Origin of the sequence: uncultured Roseobacter sp. (genome assembly GCF_947492555.1) — a bacterium.
In the GTDB taxonomy this organism is placed as follows: Bacteria; Pseudomonadota; Alphaproteobacteria; order Rhodobacterales; family Rhodobacteraceae; genus Roseobacter.
In genome coordinates, this window is sequence record NZ_CANLNE010000001.1 from 1 (window position 1) to 14,516 (window position 14,516).

At 61.3% G+C, this 14,516-nt stretch carries 16 protein-coding genes and 1 pseudogene; 7 read left to right on the plus strand and 10 right to left on the minus strand.

Annotated elements, in window-relative coordinates:
* From Q1A07_RS00005 to Q1A07_RS00015, 3 genes and pseudogenes are all read right to left on the minus strand, one after another.
* A pseudogene (locus Q1A07_RS00005) lies at positions 1 to 112 on the minus strand ((2Fe-2S)-binding protein); the annotation flags it as partial.
* Positions 113 to 223: 111 nt separating this feature from the next.
* Positions 224 to 1,228, minus strand: coding sequence for a molybdopterin-binding protein (locus tag Q1A07_RS00010; RefSeq protein ID WP_299776629.1), 1,005 nt, complete (start codon positions 1,226 to 1,228; stop codon positions 224 to 226).
* Entirely contained in the window at positions 1,225 to 2,193 is a 969-nt protein-coding gene (locus Q1A07_RS00015) for an XdhC family protein (RefSeq protein ID WP_299776631.1), read from the minus strand. The genes Q1A07_RS00010 and Q1A07_RS00015 overlap by 4 nt, the downstream gene beginning before the upstream one ends.
* Before the next feature lie 158 nt (positions 2,194 to 2,351).
* Between Q1A07_RS00015 and Q1A07_RS00020 the strand changes: the two genes are divergently transcribed.
* Positions 2,352 to 2,588, plus strand: coding sequence for a BolA/IbaG family iron-sulfur metabolism protein (locus tag Q1A07_RS00020; RefSeq protein WP_299776632.1), 237 nt, complete (start codon positions 2,352 to 2,354; stop codon positions 2,586 to 2,588).
* A 61-nt stretch (positions 2,589 to 2,649) separates the two neighbouring features.
* The gene (grxD, locus tag Q1A07_RS00025) at positions 2,650 to 3,012 is read left to right on the plus strand and encodes a Grx4 family monothiol glutaredoxin (RefSeq protein ID WP_299776634.1); all 363 of its coding nucleotides are present in this window, start codon (positions 2,650 to 2,652) and stop codon (positions 3,010 to 3,012) included.
* A gap of 670 nt (positions 3,013 to 3,682) precedes the next feature.
* On the opposite strand, the gene Q1A07_RS00030 is transcribed toward grxD, so the two are convergent.
* The 3 genes from Q1A07_RS00030 to Q1A07_RS00040 form a co-directional block, all read right to left on the minus strand.
* Positions 3,683 to 3,865: a hypothetical protein gene (locus tag Q1A07_RS00030; protein ID WP_299776636.1), complete on the minus strand. Its 183-nt coding sequence runs from the start codon at positions 3,863 to 3,865 to the stop codon at positions 3,683 to 3,685.
* Between the two features lie 236 nt (positions 3,866 to 4,101).
* Positions 4,102 to 4,494: a cell division protein ZapA gene (locus Q1A07_RS00035; RefSeq protein WP_299776637.1), complete on the minus strand. Its 393-nt coding sequence runs from the start codon at positions 4,492 to 4,494 to the stop codon at positions 4,102 to 4,104.
* Entirely contained in the window at positions 4,494 to 4,979 is a 486-nt protein-coding gene (locus Q1A07_RS00040; protein WP_299776639.1) for a hypothetical protein, read from the minus strand. The genes Q1A07_RS00035 and Q1A07_RS00040 overlap by 1 nt, the downstream gene beginning before the upstream one ends.
* 280 nt (positions 4,980 to 5,259) lie before the next feature.
* Between Q1A07_RS00040 and tkt the strand changes: the two genes are divergently transcribed.
* Positions 5,260 to 7,278, plus strand: a complete 2,019-nt coding sequence (tkt, locus tag Q1A07_RS00045; RefSeq protein WP_299776641.1) for a transketolase — start codon at positions 5,260 to 5,262, stop codon at positions 7,276 to 7,278.
* Positions 7,279 to 7,339: 61 nt separating this feature from the next.
* Here the strand turns inward: tkt and Q1A07_RS00050 are convergent, their stop codons facing one another.
* The gene (locus tag Q1A07_RS00050; protein ID WP_299776643.1) at positions 7,340 to 8,311 is read right to left on the minus strand and encodes a DUF808 domain-containing protein; all 972 of its coding nucleotides are present in this window, start codon (positions 8,309 to 8,311) and stop codon (positions 7,340 to 7,342) included.
* A gap of 214 nt (positions 8,312 to 8,525) precedes the next feature.
* On the opposite strand from Q1A07_RS00050, the gene gap (Q1A07_RS00055) reads away from it, so the two are divergent.
* The 3 genes from gap (Q1A07_RS00055) to gap (Q1A07_RS00065) all read left to right on the plus strand — a co-directional run bounded on the left by gap (Q1A07_RS00055) (position 8,526) and on the right by gap (Q1A07_RS00065) (position 10,845).
* On the plus strand, positions 8,526 to 9,527 hold the full coding sequence (gene gap, locus Q1A07_RS00055) for a type I glyceraldehyde-3-phosphate dehydrogenase (RefSeq protein ID WP_299776645.1): 1,002 nt from the start codon (positions 8,526 to 8,528) through the stop codon (positions 9,525 to 9,527).
* 117 nt (positions 9,528 to 9,644) lie between these two features.
* Positions 9,645 to 9,788, plus strand: coding sequence for a hypothetical protein (locus Q1A07_RS00060; protein ID WP_299776647.1), 144 nt, complete (start codon positions 9,645 to 9,647; stop codon positions 9,786 to 9,788).
* A gap of 55 nt (positions 9,789 to 9,843) precedes the next feature.
* On the plus strand, positions 9,844 to 10,845 hold the full coding sequence (gene gap, locus Q1A07_RS00065) for a type I glyceraldehyde-3-phosphate dehydrogenase (RefSeq protein ID WP_299776649.1): 1,002 nt from the start codon (positions 9,844 to 9,846) through the stop codon (positions 10,843 to 10,845).
* Here gap (Q1A07_RS00065) and coaD read toward each other — a convergent pair.
* The 3 genes from coaD to Q1A07_RS00080 all read right to left on the minus strand — a co-directional run bounded on the left by coaD (position 10,842) and on the right by Q1A07_RS00080 (position 12,828).
* Complete coding sequence (coaD, locus tag Q1A07_RS00070) at positions 10,842 to 11,339, minus strand: pantetheine-phosphate adenylyltransferase (RefSeq protein ID WP_299776651.1); 498 nt, start codon at positions 11,337 to 11,339, stop codon at positions 10,842 to 10,844. The two genes, gap (Q1A07_RS00065) and coaD, sit on opposite strands and share 4 nt — an antisense overlap.
* A 98-nt stretch (positions 11,340 to 11,437) precedes the next feature.
* Positions 11,438 to 11,872 (minus strand): CBS domain-containing protein, encoded by a 435-nt coding sequence (locus Q1A07_RS00075; RefSeq protein ID WP_299776653.1) that lies wholly within the window; start codon positions 11,870 to 11,872, stop codon positions 11,438 to 11,440.
* Positions 11,873 to 11,931: 59 nt separating this feature from the next.
* Positions 11,932 to 12,828, minus strand: a complete 897-nt coding sequence (locus tag Q1A07_RS00080) for a LysR family transcriptional regulator (RefSeq protein ID WP_299776655.1) — start codon at positions 12,826 to 12,828, stop codon at positions 11,932 to 11,934.
* A 168-nt stretch (positions 12,829 to 12,996) separates the two neighbouring features.
* Between Q1A07_RS00080 and Q1A07_RS00085 the strand changes: the two genes are divergently transcribed.
* Positions 12,997 to 14,496: a CoA-acylating methylmalonate-semialdehyde dehydrogenase gene (locus Q1A07_RS00085; RefSeq protein ID WP_299776657.1), complete on the plus strand. Its 1,500-nt coding sequence runs from the start codon at positions 12,997 to 12,999 to the stop codon at positions 14,494 to 14,496.
* Positions 14,497 to 14,516 lie beyond the last annotated feature (20 nt).

Consider the following 14,516-nt stretch of genomic DNA (forward strand, 5'->3'; position numbering starts at 1 on the left):
CATGTGTCCCCGTCAGCTGCAGCTCATCCCGCAAAAATGACGACAACAACGTCCGACCCTCAACAGAACCAGAACGCGCAACTCCATTCACTAAAAACGATACCTCAAACATAAAATAACTCCCTCGGATTTTTCTTTGATCCGAGTTAAGCACGCTGCCGACGCCTTGAGAACCTAAAACTTCGCAAGGGGTAAGGCACTTCAAGATGTCTAAGCGTCCGGACTACTTTGACGTCTTGCCCGCACGTGGCTGCGGACGGGACGGGATTTCCTTCAACAGCCCACCAACACCCATTGCGGCGATGTCCGCATCCCGGACCTCGAGCCCGCAGACCACCCGGGCCAAAACCCAATCCGCACCGTTCAGCGCTGGCGAGCGTGCGCACCCCGGCAACCCGATCACAGGCGCCCCCGCAAGGTTTCCCAGAAACAGCAGATTGCCCGGGTCCACAGGCATACCGAAACGCGCAACGTCTCCCCCCGCCAGGCGCAGTGCCGCCGGAGCCACGTCATCGATATCGGATGTTGCCGATCCGGTCAGGATCAGGGTCAGCCCCTGTGCCTGGTCAATCAGCGCGCGGGACAGTGCCACCTCTTCGTGCGGGACCACCTTCGGCTCGTCCATTTTCAGCCCAAAGGCAGCAACCCGATCCGCAATCGCCTTCTGGCCCTTGGTGCCCGCTCCGCCATCGGTCTCGGTAATGATCAGATGGACGCTGTCGATCACCGGGGGCGCCAACCTGATTGCCGCTTTTGCCATGTGGCACGCCTCTTCCAACGCGTCCTGCGGCACGGCGTAGGAGATGATCTTGATTGTCGCAACCATGCCGCGGTTCGCCATCTGCTGGAACGGCGGTACGGTGGCCAGCGTGATCATCGGGTGGATCTGGTTCAAAGCCTCAAGCGCCGCGACATCCAGCACCGCAACACCGGGACCCTCGGCCAGAAGGTTCACCCGACCGGTGAAAGCCTCCGTCAGGTGCAAATGCTGACCTGCGGGGTCCGGCACCAGCGCGTCAGCCAGCGCCTGGGCCGCATCATTCTCGAAGACATCACCCTCCTCAAGCCGGGCAACCGTGACCTCCTCGACCGCCGCGCCGGCAAGGGCTGCGATATCGTCTGCATCCAGCACCCGCCCCTTGCGCAGCCTGCGCCTTGCGCCAAGGGAAACGGAATGGGCCAGCACGGCGCCTTCGGCAAGACCAATCTCGACCGCACCAAACTTCATGCGCCGCGCCTCAGCACCCGCGTCATCTCTGCTATGATGGCAACCGCAATTTCCGGCGGCCCGGCAGCGCCGATATCAAGGCCGATCGGCCCGTGGATACGCCCCAGGTGATGCGGTTCAATCCCGGCTTTTGCCAAACGTTCTAGCCGGGCCGCATGAGTGCGCTTGGAGCCAAGCGCGCCGATGTAGAAGGCCTTTGAGCGCAGGGCGATCAGCAGAGCCGGATCATCAAGCTTTGGATCATGGGTCAGCAGGACCACCGCTGTCCGGCTGTCCACCCCCACGGCCTCAAGCGCTTCATCCGGCCAGTCCGACAGAATCCGCTCGCCGGGGAATCGCGCCTCCGAGCCGAAGGCCGCACGCGGATCGACAACATAGGGATCATATCCTGCAATCCGCGCCATCGGCACCAGCGCCTGCGCGATATGCACCGCCCCGACGATGACAAGACGCAACGGCGGATTGTGAATGGCAACAAAGATGTCGCCCTCCTGCTCGAACCCGGAACGGTCCATCGCAAACCGTTCTTCGTAGCCGTCGCGCAACAGCCTGCGCGCGCCCGTCTTGACGTTTGCCTCATAGGCGACCGGCTGGCGCGCGGCCCGCGCCTCCATCAATTCCCGCAGCAACGCCTCCGGCAGGACGGTGCCGATCGGTTCCACCAGAATGCGGATCGTCCCGCCGCAGGCGAGCCCGACGGCAAAGGCATCGCCGTCGCTGACCCCGTACTCCAGCAGCCGCTGCTCACCCTTCTCCAGCGCCTCCGTGGCTTCCAGCACCACGGCACCTTCAACGCAGCCGCCCGAAACGGAGCCCTGCATCTCGCCATCCCCGGCAATGACCAATTGCGCACCAACGCGCCGGGGCGCAGAGCCCCAGGTCTCGACCACGGTGGCAAGCACGGCACCGCGCCCGGCCTCATGCCAGGCCAGAGCCTGTTCGGGCGCATTTTCAAAAACATCCATTATGGCTCTCCCTGTCCGGCACTATTCATCATGCCGCAGATATTGTCTGCCCAAAATGCGACCTTACGCTCGATTGCCAAGGGTCGCGGTCAATTGACATCTTGTCCCCGTCCCCGCCGCGCCTTACATCTAGCGCAAGACCAAGATGGAGCCGCCAGATGCCGATGCAAGCCCGCGAAATCGAAGACCTCTTGCGCGCCAGTTTTCCCGACGCGCAAATCACCGTGGAGGGCAGCGATGGCGTGCATATGGCAGCGATGGTCATCGACGAAAGCTTTCGTGGCAAGAACCGGGTGCAGCAACAGCGCGCGGTTTACGCCGCCCTCAAGGGCAAGATGGATGGTTCAAACGGCGAACTTCACGCCCTGGCCCTGACCACCAAGGCGCCCGACTGACAGAATGAACGCAGGTGCCGTCCGGAGGATGGCGCGCACCCAGACCCGAAGGAACAGACCTATGGCCGACGCAGCAACACAAATCCAGGACACCATCACCGCCAACACCGTTGTCCTCTTCATGAAGGGCACCAAGGAGATGCCGCAATGTGGTTTTTCGAGCCGCGTCGCCGGTGTCCTGAACTATATGGGCGTGGATTTTTCGGACGTGAACGTGCTGGCCGATGAAGGCCTCCGTCAGGGGATCAAGGATTTTTCCGACTGGCCGACAATCCCGCAGCTCTACGTGAAAGGCGAATTTGTCGGAGGCTGTGACATCATCACCGAGATGACATTGTCCGGCGAGCTGGACACGCTGCTGGAAGAAAACGGCGTGACCTTCGACAAGGATGCCGCCGACAAGATCCGCGAAGCAAACGGCTGACGTTCGATCCAGCTTCGGAGCCCGGCGCTCCAGAAAAAAGGGGGCGATACCGCCCCCTTTCTTTTTTACGGTATCGTACTTTAGATACCAGGCGCGGTACCGGTACCGGTTGACGGATCACCACCGCCCGATCCCGACCCTGATCCAGATGTCGATGTCGTACTGCTTGAGGCATCGCCGCCGCTGGGCTCAACACAAGGCACCGTAACCGAAATGTACGAACATCCGTCGGAAGGGTCACACGGGATGACACCGCCATCAACTGATGTAGTCGTCCCAACGCATCCGTCATCACCTGGTTCGCAGGGTCGCGCACCGGCGGCTGTTGCGCTTGTTGCCGCGGATCCGTCCGCCGCGCAGAGAGCATTGCCCAACTTGTCATAAACCGGATCCGACTGGATCGGCTCAAATACCTGTTCGGTTGCACATGCGGCCAAGGCAAGGCCGCAGAGTAACACAAACACCAACTTTACTTTGTTTAACATTATCGATCCTTTACACGCTATCGTCTCATATCCGTGCGGTCGACCGTTCGAACCCAATCTCAAGTCAAAGGTGCGCATTCTCTGCAAACCGATGAACGATGGGGGCCGGTCAACCTGCTCATATCGTCGTGCGACAGTGCGGAAAATTACTTAAAAGCTAAGTAAATCCAATTATTTACAGAATTTCAGAGCACACCCCCGACACGCCCCACGACCTCGTCCGGTCTAGATATCAAACCGGCGGTGGACCGGAAGCCGGATCCGTGCAGGAGGCTTGTGCAGATATGCAAGACGAAGAAGATCATCTGCGCAGACAGCAGATCGATCCCGACCGGGTTGGGCGGGACAAAAGCGAAGACAGACGACATGGATCCTGCCCGGTTTAACTGCGTATTCTAGGAAAAACGGAGGTTTTCTTGCCCGACCGGTTACATACAGACCGGACACCGCTTGAACACCATCCGGTGCAGCTCAAGCTCAAGGCAGATGCCTCATCCCTGAGAAAAACCAGCAAGACACAAGACGGGATATCTATCGCGCCATGGACGCAGGATATGCGCCATATTTCCCTTTCAGCAAACCCTGGCGCAGACCGCAGACGTGATCAGCTGGCTGCTTTTTCTTCCACGGATGCCGCGAGCGCTTCTGCCCGGGCCGCCAGTTCCGCCAGAGTGTCGCTGACCGCCTGGGGAACGACGGGAACCTCAATGCGCTCCGGTTCCGCCTTGGAATCGCGCAGGGTGGCCAGCTCGGCTTCGCAGGCCGTCAGCTTGGCCTGTACCTCTGCCACACGATCTTCGACGCTTGCCGTCTTATCCGCCAGCATCAGCCCCGCCATCAGCAGCATCCGCGCTTCGGGCATGCGGCCTGCCTGATCCGCCAAAACCTGCGCTTCGTCATCAAGCATCTTGGCCGCGGTGTGCAGATAATGCTCTTCGCCCGCCTGGCAGGCGACATCAAACTGGCGTCCACCGATGGTGATTGTAACCTCAGGCATCAGCTGGCCTCCTCTGGTTGCGCCACATCCGCCTCAAGCAACGGCGTCAGTGCAGCAATGATTTCATCCGCCTCGGCGATCTCTGCCGCGCGGGCAGCCCGCAGCGCTTCCAGCTCCGCCATCATCGCCTTGTTGATCAGATGGGGCTCCCCGATCCCTTCGGCATTGGCGGTGCGCAACGCTTCGCAGGCTTCCGACAACTGGCCGTTGGCGCGGCGCAGCCGCTGCAGATCCAGATCGAGCTTTTGCATCCGTTCCGCGGTCTCGGCAGCCTTCGCCTCCAACCCGGCCAGCGCCTGTTCCTGACGCTCGCCCAATACACGGACCCGTTCGGTCAACTGCGCGTTTACCGTTTTTTCTTCATCAAGGGCCTGCTTAAGGGCTTCGGCATCATCCCCGCCCGATTTGCCAAGATCATCCAGTCCGCGTGCCACACGGTCCATGGCCGCCATAATCCGACTGTGCAGTTCCTCGATATCGCTCATGCCCACCTCATTATCTCAGTTTGCGCGCCGGCGCGTCGCATCTGCGGTGCCGAATCGCTCCGGGTTTCATCAAGGTTAACTCTAATCATCCGGCGCAACAAATACGGCTTTCTTTGGGATCAAGCGCTTGGCGGGCGCTGTTGAAGTCCCAGGCAGGGCAAAGCCACCGTGCCGCCCTTGATCTTTGTGAGGCGGCTGATATGCAGCGCTGAAGCCTTGGCCAATTGGCCGAAAAGCGCCCATTCCGGGCCGACCTGAACCGACAAAGGATACCTGCTCCGTGGATCTCAAAGCCCTTGCCGCCGCCAACCCCGATCACTGGGCCAAAGCCACCGCCATCCGTGCCCTGACGCTGGATGCCGTGGCGGCGGCGAACTCCGGCCACTCGGGCATGCCCATGGGGATGGCGGATGTGGCGACCGTGCTCTTTGAAAAGCATCTGAAGTTCGATCCCAGCCAGCCCAACTGGCCCGACCGCGACCGATTCATCCTGTCTGCGGGACATGGCTCCATGCTGCTCTATTCGCTGCTGCATCTGACCGGCTATGCCGACATGACGCTGGAGGAGATCAAGAACTTTCGCCAGTGGGGATCACGCACTGCCGGGCACCCGGAATACGGCCATGCGTCAGGGATCGAGACCACCACCGGTCCCCTGGGTCAGGGCATCGCCAATTCCGTCGGTTTCGCCATGGCCGAGGAAATCCAGCGCGCCACCTACGGCAAGAAGGTCGTGGATCACTATACCTATGTCATCGCAGGCGACGGCTGCCTGATGGAGGGCGTGAGCCAGGAGGCCATCACCCTGGCCGGACGCCATCAGCTCAGCAAGCTGATCGTGCTCTGGGACAACAACAACATCACCATCGACGGGCCGGTGACCCTGTCCGACCGCACCGATCAGGTGGGCCGCTTCAAATCCGCCGGCTGGGCCGTGCTGGAGATCGACGGCCATGATCCGGCGGCGATCGACGCGGCCCTGACGCAGGCCAAGAAGGGCAACAAGCCCACCATGGTGGCCTGCAAGACTCACATCGCCCTCGGCCACGCGGCACAGGATACATCGAAAGGCCACGGCGCACTGACCGATGCGGATCAGTTGATCGCCGCCAAGGAAGCCTATGGCTGGAAGACCGGCCCTTTCGAGGTGCCAGCGGATGTCAAAGCCGCCTGGGAAGCCATTGGTGCACGTGGCGCCGAGACCCGCCGCGCCTGGGAAGAGCGCTTTGACACCCTGCCCCGCAGCAAGCGCGAGACCTTTAACCGCGCCTATGCGCTGGAGGCGCCGAAAAAGCTCAGCGCCGTGATCAAGGCGTTCAAGAAACAGATGTCCGAGGGCGCACCGAAACTGGCCACCCGCGCCAGCTCCGAGAAAGTGCTGGAGGTCATCAACCCGGTGATGCCGGAAACCGTGGGCGGCTCGGCGGACCTCACGGGCTCCAACAACACCAAGACCGCCGATCTGGGTGTCTTCGACGTCGACAACCGGGACGGGCGCTATGTCTACTGGGGCATTCGCGAACATGGGATGGCCGCGGCGATGAACGGCATGGCGCTGCACGGTGGACTGCGTCCCTACGGCGGCACTTTCATGTGTTTCACCGATTACGCGCGCCCGGCGATGCGGCTGGCCGCCTTGATGAAAATCCCCACGGTCTTCGTGATGACCCACGACAGCATCGGCCTCGGCGAAGACGGCCCCACGCACCAGCCAGTGGAACACCTGGCGATCAGCCGGGCGACACCCAACACCTACGTCTTCCGCCCCGCCGACACCATCGAGACGGCAGAGGCCTGGGAACTTGCGCTGACGTCGAAGGAAACGCCTTCGGTTCTGTCTCTGACGCGGCAGGGTCTCAGCACTGTGCGGACCGAGCACAAGACCAAGAACATGACCGCTCAGGGCGCCTATGTACTGGCGGATGCTGAAGGCAAACGTCAGGCGATCCTGATGGCCACCGGGTCCGAAGTTGAGATTGCCATGGCCGCGCGGGATATCCTTCAGGCCGAGGGTATTGGGGCCCGCGTGGTGTCCATGCCCTGCTGGGAGCTTTTCGAAGAGCAGGACGAAAGCTACCGCAAACGCGTTCTGCCCGGCGGTCCGGTGCGGGTCGCAGTCGAGGCCGGTATCCGCTTCGGCTGGGATCGCTGGCTTTTTGGCGAACGGGGACGACGCGAAAAGGCTGGCTTTGTGGGCATGCATGACTTCGGTGCCTCAGCACCGGCAGGCACACTCTACAAGGAATTCGGCATCACCGCCGAAGCCGTTGCCGCAAAAGCCAAGTCGTTGATCAAGTAATCAACCCTTGCAGACAGCAGGTAGGGTGGGCTTTCAGGCCACCCTCCTCACGGCCGCGGGCTTAATGCGACGCCTCCTCTTTGCCGCCAAGCGCAGCAAAGAGCGGTGCAATCACCCGGGTCACCACCGGGATCAGCAGCATCCCCAGCGCCAGGCCAAAGATACCGTCGAACAGCGCCGTCACCAGCCACTCAACAAAACCGGACCCCTGCGCCACCGCATCGGCAACAATCACTGCGATGTGGTGGATCTCATCGTAAAGCCACGGCATGCCCAGCACCTCAAGCCCGTGGATGATGATCGACCCGCCGACCCAGAGCATCGCGGCGGTGCCGACAACGGTCAGCAGGGTCAGCAGCTTGGGCATCCCCTTCACCAATCCACGCCCCAGCGCGCGCCCGGACCCGGTCAGGCCGTTTGCCGCCAACCAGACACCTACGTCGTCCATCTTCACAATCAACGCCACAGCACCATAGACAAAGACCGTCACCGCAACCCCGGCAAAGGCCAGCGTCGCCGCCTCGAACCAGAAACTATCTGCCTCAATGTTCGACAGGATGATTGTCATGATCTCCGCCGACAGGATAAAATCGGTCTTGATGGCGCCTTTGACCCGCGTTTCTTCCAGATGCAGCGGATCCCCGACGGACATGTCTTTTTCCACATGCGCATCGCCATGCGGGTAGAGCCAGTGAAAAACCTTCTCCGCCCCCTCGAAACATAAATACGCCCCCCCCAGCATCAGCAGCGGGGTGATGACCCAGGGCGCGAATGCATTCAGCAGCAACAGGGCGGGCAACAAGACGATCAGCTTGTTGAAAAGCGATCCCTTGGTGATCTTCCAGATGATCGGCAGTTCGCGCTTGGGCTCGAAACCGGTCACATATTTCGGCGTCACCGCGGCATCGTCGATCACCACCCCCGCGACCTTGGAGCCTGCCTTGGCCGCCTGCCCCACCACATCATCGACAGAGGCCGCCGCCACCTTGGCGATTGCCGCCACATCATCCAGCAACGCTAGTAGCCCGCTCATCCCGAAGTCCCTTGTCCTGATTGCCGGTGCAACGCAGAGGTAGAGCGATGGTTCCCGTTTGGCAATGCACCGCTGGTCGCGCTAACATGATTGCCCTGCAACAGACTGTTACCAAGGTTTAACGCTAACACGCGGAAAACACGTCGTTTTAAGCATTCCGCGATGCAGTGTTTCCGGCTATAGAGCCCTCAAATGTTCCGTGTGGAGAGGTATCATGACCATCAAAGTCGGTATTAACGGTTTCGGACGCATTGGCCGCTGTACGCTGGCCCATATCGCCACATCAGGCCGCAATGACATTGATGTCGTGGCCATCAACGCGACGGGGCCGCTGGAAACCTCTGCTCATCTGATCAAATACGATTCGGTCCATGGCCGCTTTCCCGGCAACGTCGTCGTGGGTGCCAACTCGCTGGATCTCGGGCGCGGCCCGATCCGTATGATGTCGACCTACGACATGAACGAACTCGACTGGACCGGTGTCGATGTGGTGCTGGAATGCACCGGCAAGTTCAACGATGGAGACAAGGCCAAGACCCACATTCAGCAGGGCGCGAAGCGGGTGCTGATCTCTGCCCCGGCAAAGCGTGTGGACCGCACCATCGTTTATGGTGTGAACCATCGCGAGCTGTTGCCCTCGGATACCGTGATCTCCAACGGCTCCTGCACCACCAATTGCCTGGCGCCCATGGCCAAAGTGCTGGATGAAGCCATCGGCATCGAACGCGGGATCATGACCACGATCCATTCCTACACCGGCGATCAGCCCACTCTGGACCGCCGCCATGATGACCTCTACCGCGCCCGTGCCGCCGCGATGGCGATCATCCCGACCTCCACCGGGGCCGCAAAGGCGCTGGGGGAAGTGCTGCCCAATCTGGCAGGCAAACTCGACGGGACTGCAATGCGGGTACCCACCCCCAATGTTTCCGCCGTGGATTTGACGTTCGAGGCGCCGCGTGATGTCACCGTCGAGGAAGTCAACGACGCCCTGCAGAACGCTGCAAACGGATCAATGTCGCGTGTGATGGGGTATGACGCGGAGGCCAAGGTCTCCATCGACTTCAACCACACCGAACAAAGCTGCATCATCGCCCCGGAACAGACCAAGGTGGTCGGCGGGCGCACCGTGCGCGTTCTGGCCTGGTACGACAATGAATGGGCCTTCTCGGCACGCATGGCCGATGTGGCCGTCGACATGGGCCACCTGGGCTGATCTGTCCCGGCTTGCGGGGCTGAAAGGAGACTGTCATACCCGGATCGTTGAAAGGGTACCGCAGTGGCGGGCCCCTGGGATGCCCCGCTTGGGCATCCTGTCCGGGAAAGGCACGTTATGACCAATCGCATCGCTCTCGCCCTGGGGGCAATCATCCTGCTTCTGGTGTTGGTCGATGTCCTGCTTTTCGGCACGGACCATCTTGTGTTTCTTGGCAAAAAGCTCTTTGAGTTGATCGAATGGCTCTCCTTCTGGAGATAAGACAGACGGGCGTCCGCCGGGCCGACGGACGCTATGCAAAGTGGAACTTCAGGCTATGACACTCAGATTGGGCATCAATGGGTTTGGCCGTATTGGACGGACAGTCCTGCGCGCGCTGCACGAAAACGGACGCAGCGACATGCAGGTGGTGGCGATCAACGATCCGGCACCGGCGGCAACACTCGCCCATCTTTTCGAGTTTGATTCCACCCACGGCCCCTACCCCGGCCCCCTGACTTATTCGGATGCCGGGCTGGACCTCGGCGCGGGCACGATCCGCATGACGTCCGTGCAGGAGCCAACTGCGATCACCTGGCCCGACGTCGATATCGTGCTGGAGTGTAGTGGACGGTTCACCACCCCCTTGCGTGCACGTGAACATCTGTCCCGGGGCGCACGCCGCGTGTTACTGTCAGCACCGGCCAAGGGTGCGGCCAAGACGGTCATCGAAGGCATCAACGCCGAGACCATCACGGCAGAGGACCTGCTGATCTCCAACGGGTCCTGTACCACCAACTGCCTGGCTCCCATGGCCAAGGTCCTGCAGGACAGCTTTACCATCCGGCGCGGGATGATGACGACCGTGCATTGCTACACCAGCAACCAAAGCCTGCACGACGCGCCGCACGATGATCTCTACCGCGCCCGTGGGGCAGCGGTGTCGATGATCCCGACGACCACTGGGGCAGCACAGACCCTGGGCGAGGTGCTGCCCGATCTGGCCGGGCGTATCACTGGTCAGGCGATCCGCGTGCCTGTCCCAAATGTGTCCTGTATCGATCTCTCGGTCGAGGTCGCCACGGCGACGGATGTCGATGCGGTGAACGCGGCCTTCCGCGCGGCGGCAGACGGGCCGATGCGCGGGGTGCTGTCCACAACCACACGCAAACTGGTATCGTCCGATTTCAAGAGAAACCCGCACAGCACGATTGTCGCCGAAGACCAGACCCGCGTGCAGGATGGCACATGGGTGCGGGTGCTGGCCTGGTACGACAATGAATGGGGCTTTTCCAACCGCATGCTGGACGTGGCCGCACGGATGGGCGCGCTGCTCTAGGTCTTGCCCAGCTGCGCCATCAGCGCCGTTTTGACCCGCGGGGTCACGAATTTGCTGATGTCCCCGTCCAGACGGGCGATTTCCTTGACCAGCTTGCTGGCAATCGCCTGATGCTGTGCTTCCGCCATCAGAAAGACGGTCTCGATGGTGTCATCCAGCTGCCGGTTCATGCCAACCATCTGATATTCATACTCGAAATCCGCCACGGCGCGCAGGCCGCGCACGATGACCTGGGCCCCCACATCGCGGGCGCAGTCGATCAGCAGGTTTTCGAACGGATGCACGCGGATTTCGATGCCGGTTTGTTTCGCAAGCTCGGCGCATTCGGCCTCGATCATGGCAACACGCTCTTCGAGGTCAAAGAGCGGCCCCTTGTCACGATTGATCGCAACCCCCACCACAAGCCTGTCGAGCAGAACCGCCGCACGTCGGATGATGTCGATATGACCCAGCGTGATCGGATCGAAGGTGCCGGGATAGAGGCCAACGCGCATGTGGGCTCTCCTGTCGTGAGAATTCGTGCCACACGACCATTTAAGCCATGGGATTGCAAGTCCTTAACGCGGAAACCGCCAGAGAGATCGGACCGGGGTCAATGCCCCATGATCATGCCTTCCAGCGCATTTTTCTCCATCGCCAGTTCCATCAGCTTGGCCTTGACCACGTCGCCCAGCGAAATCAACCCGACCAGCGTGCCCTTGTCCAGCACAGGCATATGGCGGAATCGCCCATCGGTCATTTTTTGCAGAACCGCATCCGCCGCGTCATCGCTGCCGCAGGTCACCAGCTTGGTTGTCATGATGGACTCCACCGGGTGCGTCAGGCACCCCGCCCCGCGCGCCCCGATCTCCCGCACGATGTCGCGTTCAGACAGGATGCCATCCGCGCTCTTGCCGTCGCGAGAGACCACAACCGTACCGATGCGTTTGTCGGACAGGATTTTCGCGGCCTCAGAGACCAATGTGGTCGGAGACACCGTAATAATGTCATGTAAAGCTTTGGTTTTCAGGATCTGTGACACCAACATGCGAAAGCTCCTTGAGACGTGTTTCACCCCCTCCAGCGTCACCTCAAAGTGGCATCAAGTCAAGCCAGCGCTTCGAGTCGTGCAACTTCCGCGCGCAAACCTGCAGTGAGCGCCTGCGCAAAGCGGCTCAACCGCAGGTTACGCTGATCATCGGCGTGGCGGATCAGGTAAAACGCCCGCGTCAGGCTGATCTGATCGGTGAGGATGCGGCGCACGCCGGGCATGGCCGGCACGGAGAAATCATGGGCAACGCCAATGCCCCCGCCCTGCCGGATCCAGTTGATCTGGACCGAGACCGAATTCGAGGCCAGCGGCACGCGGGTAATCCCCAGATCGCTGAGGTAGTCCAGCTCGCGGTCAAAGATCATGTCGGGGATGTAGCCGACAAGACGGTGGTGGCGCAGATCTTCGCGGCCTTTAATCGGCGGGCTGTCTGCCAGATAGTGCTCCGAGGCCGCCAGATGCAGGTGATAATCCGTGATCTTCTGCACCACCAGACGGCCCGCCGTGGGTGCGCTGACGCCAATGGCCATATCCGCCTCCCGCCGCGACAGGTTGAAGACACGCGGCAGGGCCACGATCTGGATGTCGAGGTCCGGGTTCTCATCGGCGATTGCGGCACAGACCTGCGGCAGCAGGTAGTTCGCGGCGCCATCCGGCGCACCGATGCGGATCTGGCCGCTGAGCCTGTCGGACACATCCGGCAATTCCGCCACAGCATTGCGCATCGCCCGCTCTGCCGTTTCCGCCCGCGTCAGAAGGGACATCCCCGCCTCGGTCAGCGTGTAGCCCTGTGGCGACTTCACAAAAAGCCGGGCTTGCAGGGCGTCCTCCAACCGCTGCATCCGCCGCCCCACAGTCGCGGGATCAAGCCGCAGGACCTTGCCCGCGCCAGAGAGCGATTCCTCGCGCGCGACGGCCAGAAATAGCCGTAGATCATCCCAGTTTGTCTGCACCCGCCCGCCTTTTCAACGCCCACATTTCTTGATGTTGTTTTGCAAAATTACAAAACAACTTTGCCATCTTGCCTCTTTCACCCTTGTTTTTGCAAGACTATGGTTCTGGCAATCTCACAGCCGCTGGCACATGCTGCCGGACGTCGGACCAACCCTGCGGAGGATACCATGCAAGAACTCACCCACTATCTGAACGGCGCATATGTAAAAGGCACCTCCGGGCGCTTTGCCGATGTGATGAACCCGGCCACGGGCGAGGTTCAGGCCAAATGCCCGCTGGCCTCCAAGGCGGAAGTGGAAAAGGCCGTGGCGTTTGCAGCCGCTGCGCAACCCGCCTGGGCGGCGGTGAACCCGCAGCGTCGCGCCCGCGTGCTGATGAAATTCGTCGACCTGCTGAATCGCGACATGGACAAGCTGGCCGAAGCGCTGAGCCGTGAGCACGGCAAAACCCTGCCCGATGCGGCGGGCGACGTGCAGCGGGGTCTGGAAGTCGTGGAGTACTGCATCGGTGCGCCGCAATTGCTGAAAGGCGAATACACCGACAGCGCCGGTCCGGGCATCGACATGTATTCCATGCGTCAGGCGCTGGGTGTCACGGCGGGTATTACGCCCTTCAACTTCCCCGCGATGATCCCGATGTGGATGTTCGCGCCTGCCATCGCCTGTGGCAACGCCTTCATCCTGAAACCCTCCGAACGCGATCCCTCCGTGCCCCTGATGCTGGCCGAACTGATGGAAGAAGCGGGCCTGCCCAAGGGCATCCTGCAGGTGGTGAACGGCGACAAGGAGGCGGTGGACGCCATTCTCTATGACCAGACGATCCAATCCATCGGTTTTGTCGGCTCCACCCCGATTGCCGAATACATCTACGGCACCGGCTGCGCACAGGGCAAACGCGTGCAGTGCTTCGGCGGCGCCAAGAACCACATGATTGTCATGCCCGATGCGGATATGGATCAGGCGGCGGATGCACTGGTCGGTGCGGGCTATGGTGCGGCGGGCGAACGCTGTATGGCCATCTCGGTTGCTGTCCCGGTGGGCGATGAAACCGCCGACCGTCTGATCGAAAAGCTCGTCCCGCGCATCGAAAAGCTGAAAGTCGGCCCCTACACCGGCGGCACGGATGTGGATTACGGCCCTGTCGTGACCGCTGCCGCCAAGGCCAATATCGAACGTCTGGTGCAGACCGGCATCGATCAGGGTGCCAAGCTGGTGGTCGACGGGCGCGATTTCAGCCTGCAAGGCTACGAGGAAGGTTTTTTCGTCGGCCCGCATCTTTTCGACAATGTCACCAAGGACATGGACATCTACAAGACCGAGATTTTCGGGCCGGTGCTCTCCACCGTGCGGGCGCAAAGCTACGAAGAGGCGCTGGGGCTGGCGATGGACCACGAATACGGCAACGGCACCGCGATCTTCACCCGGGATGGCGACGCCGCGCGCGATTTTGCCAACCGGGTGAATGTGGGCATGATCGGGGTGAACGTGCCGATCCCAGTGCCGCTGGCCTACCACACCTTTGGCGGCTGGAAGAAGTCCGTGTTCGGTGATCTGAACCAGCACGGGCCGGATGCCTTCAAGTTCTACACACGCACGAAAACGATCACTTCGCGCTGGCCGTCGGGCATCAAGGAAGGCGGCGAGTTCAACTTCAAGCCGATGGAATGAGCACCGCAGGGCGGCGCGAC

What these genes read in the sequence shown, in the direction of transcription:
- Q1A07_RS00010 (WP_299776629.1), bottom strand. Translation starts at nt 1,228, where the DNA reads ATGAAGTTTGGTGCGGTCGAGATTGGTCTTGCCGAAGGCGCCGTGCTG.
- Q1A07_RS00015 (WP_299776631.1), bottom strand. Translation starts at nt 2,193, where the DNA reads ATGGATGTTTTTGAAAATGCGCCCGAACAGGCTCTGGCCTGGCATGAG.
- Q1A07_RS00020 (WP_299776632.1), top strand. Translation starts at nt 2,352, where the DNA reads ATGCCGATGCAAGCCCGCGAAATCGAAGACCTCTTGCGCGCCAGTTTT.
- grxD (WP_299776634.1), top strand. Translation starts at nt 2,650, where the DNA reads ATGGCCGACGCAGCAACACAAATCCAGGACACCATCACCGCCAACACC.
- Q1A07_RS00030 (WP_299776636.1), bottom strand. Translation starts at nt 3,865, where the DNA reads ATGTCGTCTGTCTTCGCTTTTGTCCCGCCCAACCCGGTCGGGATCGAT.
- Q1A07_RS00035 (WP_299776637.1), bottom strand. Translation starts at nt 4,494, where the DNA reads ATGCCTGAGGTTACAATCACCATCGGTGGACGCCAGTTTGATGTCGCC.
- Q1A07_RS00040 (WP_299776639.1), bottom strand. Translation starts at nt 4,979, where the DNA reads ATGAGCGATATCGAGGAACTGCACAGTCGGATTATGGCGGCCATGGAC.
- Q1A07_RS00050 (WP_299776643.1), bottom strand. Translation starts at nt 8,311, where the DNA reads ATGAGCGGGCTACTAGCGTTGCTGGATGATGTGGCGGCAATCGCCAAG.
- gap (WP_299776645.1), top strand. Translation starts at nt 8,526, where the DNA reads ATGACCATCAAAGTCGGTATTAACGGTTTCGGACGCATTGGCCGCTGT.
- Q1A07_RS00060 (WP_299776647.1), top strand. Translation starts at nt 9,645, where the DNA reads ATGACCAATCGCATCGCTCTCGCCCTGGGGGCAATCATCCTGCTTCTG.
- gap (WP_299776649.1), top strand. Translation starts at nt 9,844, where the DNA reads ATGACACTCAGATTGGGCATCAATGGGTTTGGCCGTATTGGACGGACA.
- coaD (WP_299776651.1), bottom strand. Translation starts at nt 11,339, where the DNA reads ATGCGCGTTGGCCTCTATCCCGGCACCTTCGATCCGATCACGCTGGGT.
- Q1A07_RS00075 (WP_299776653.1), bottom strand. Translation starts at nt 11,872, where the DNA reads ATGTTGGTGTCACAGATCCTGAAAACCAAAGCTTTACATGACATTATT.
- Q1A07_RS00085 (WP_299776657.1), top strand. Translation starts at nt 12,997, where the DNA reads ATGCAAGAACTCACCCACTATCTGAACGGCGCATATGTAAAAGGCACC.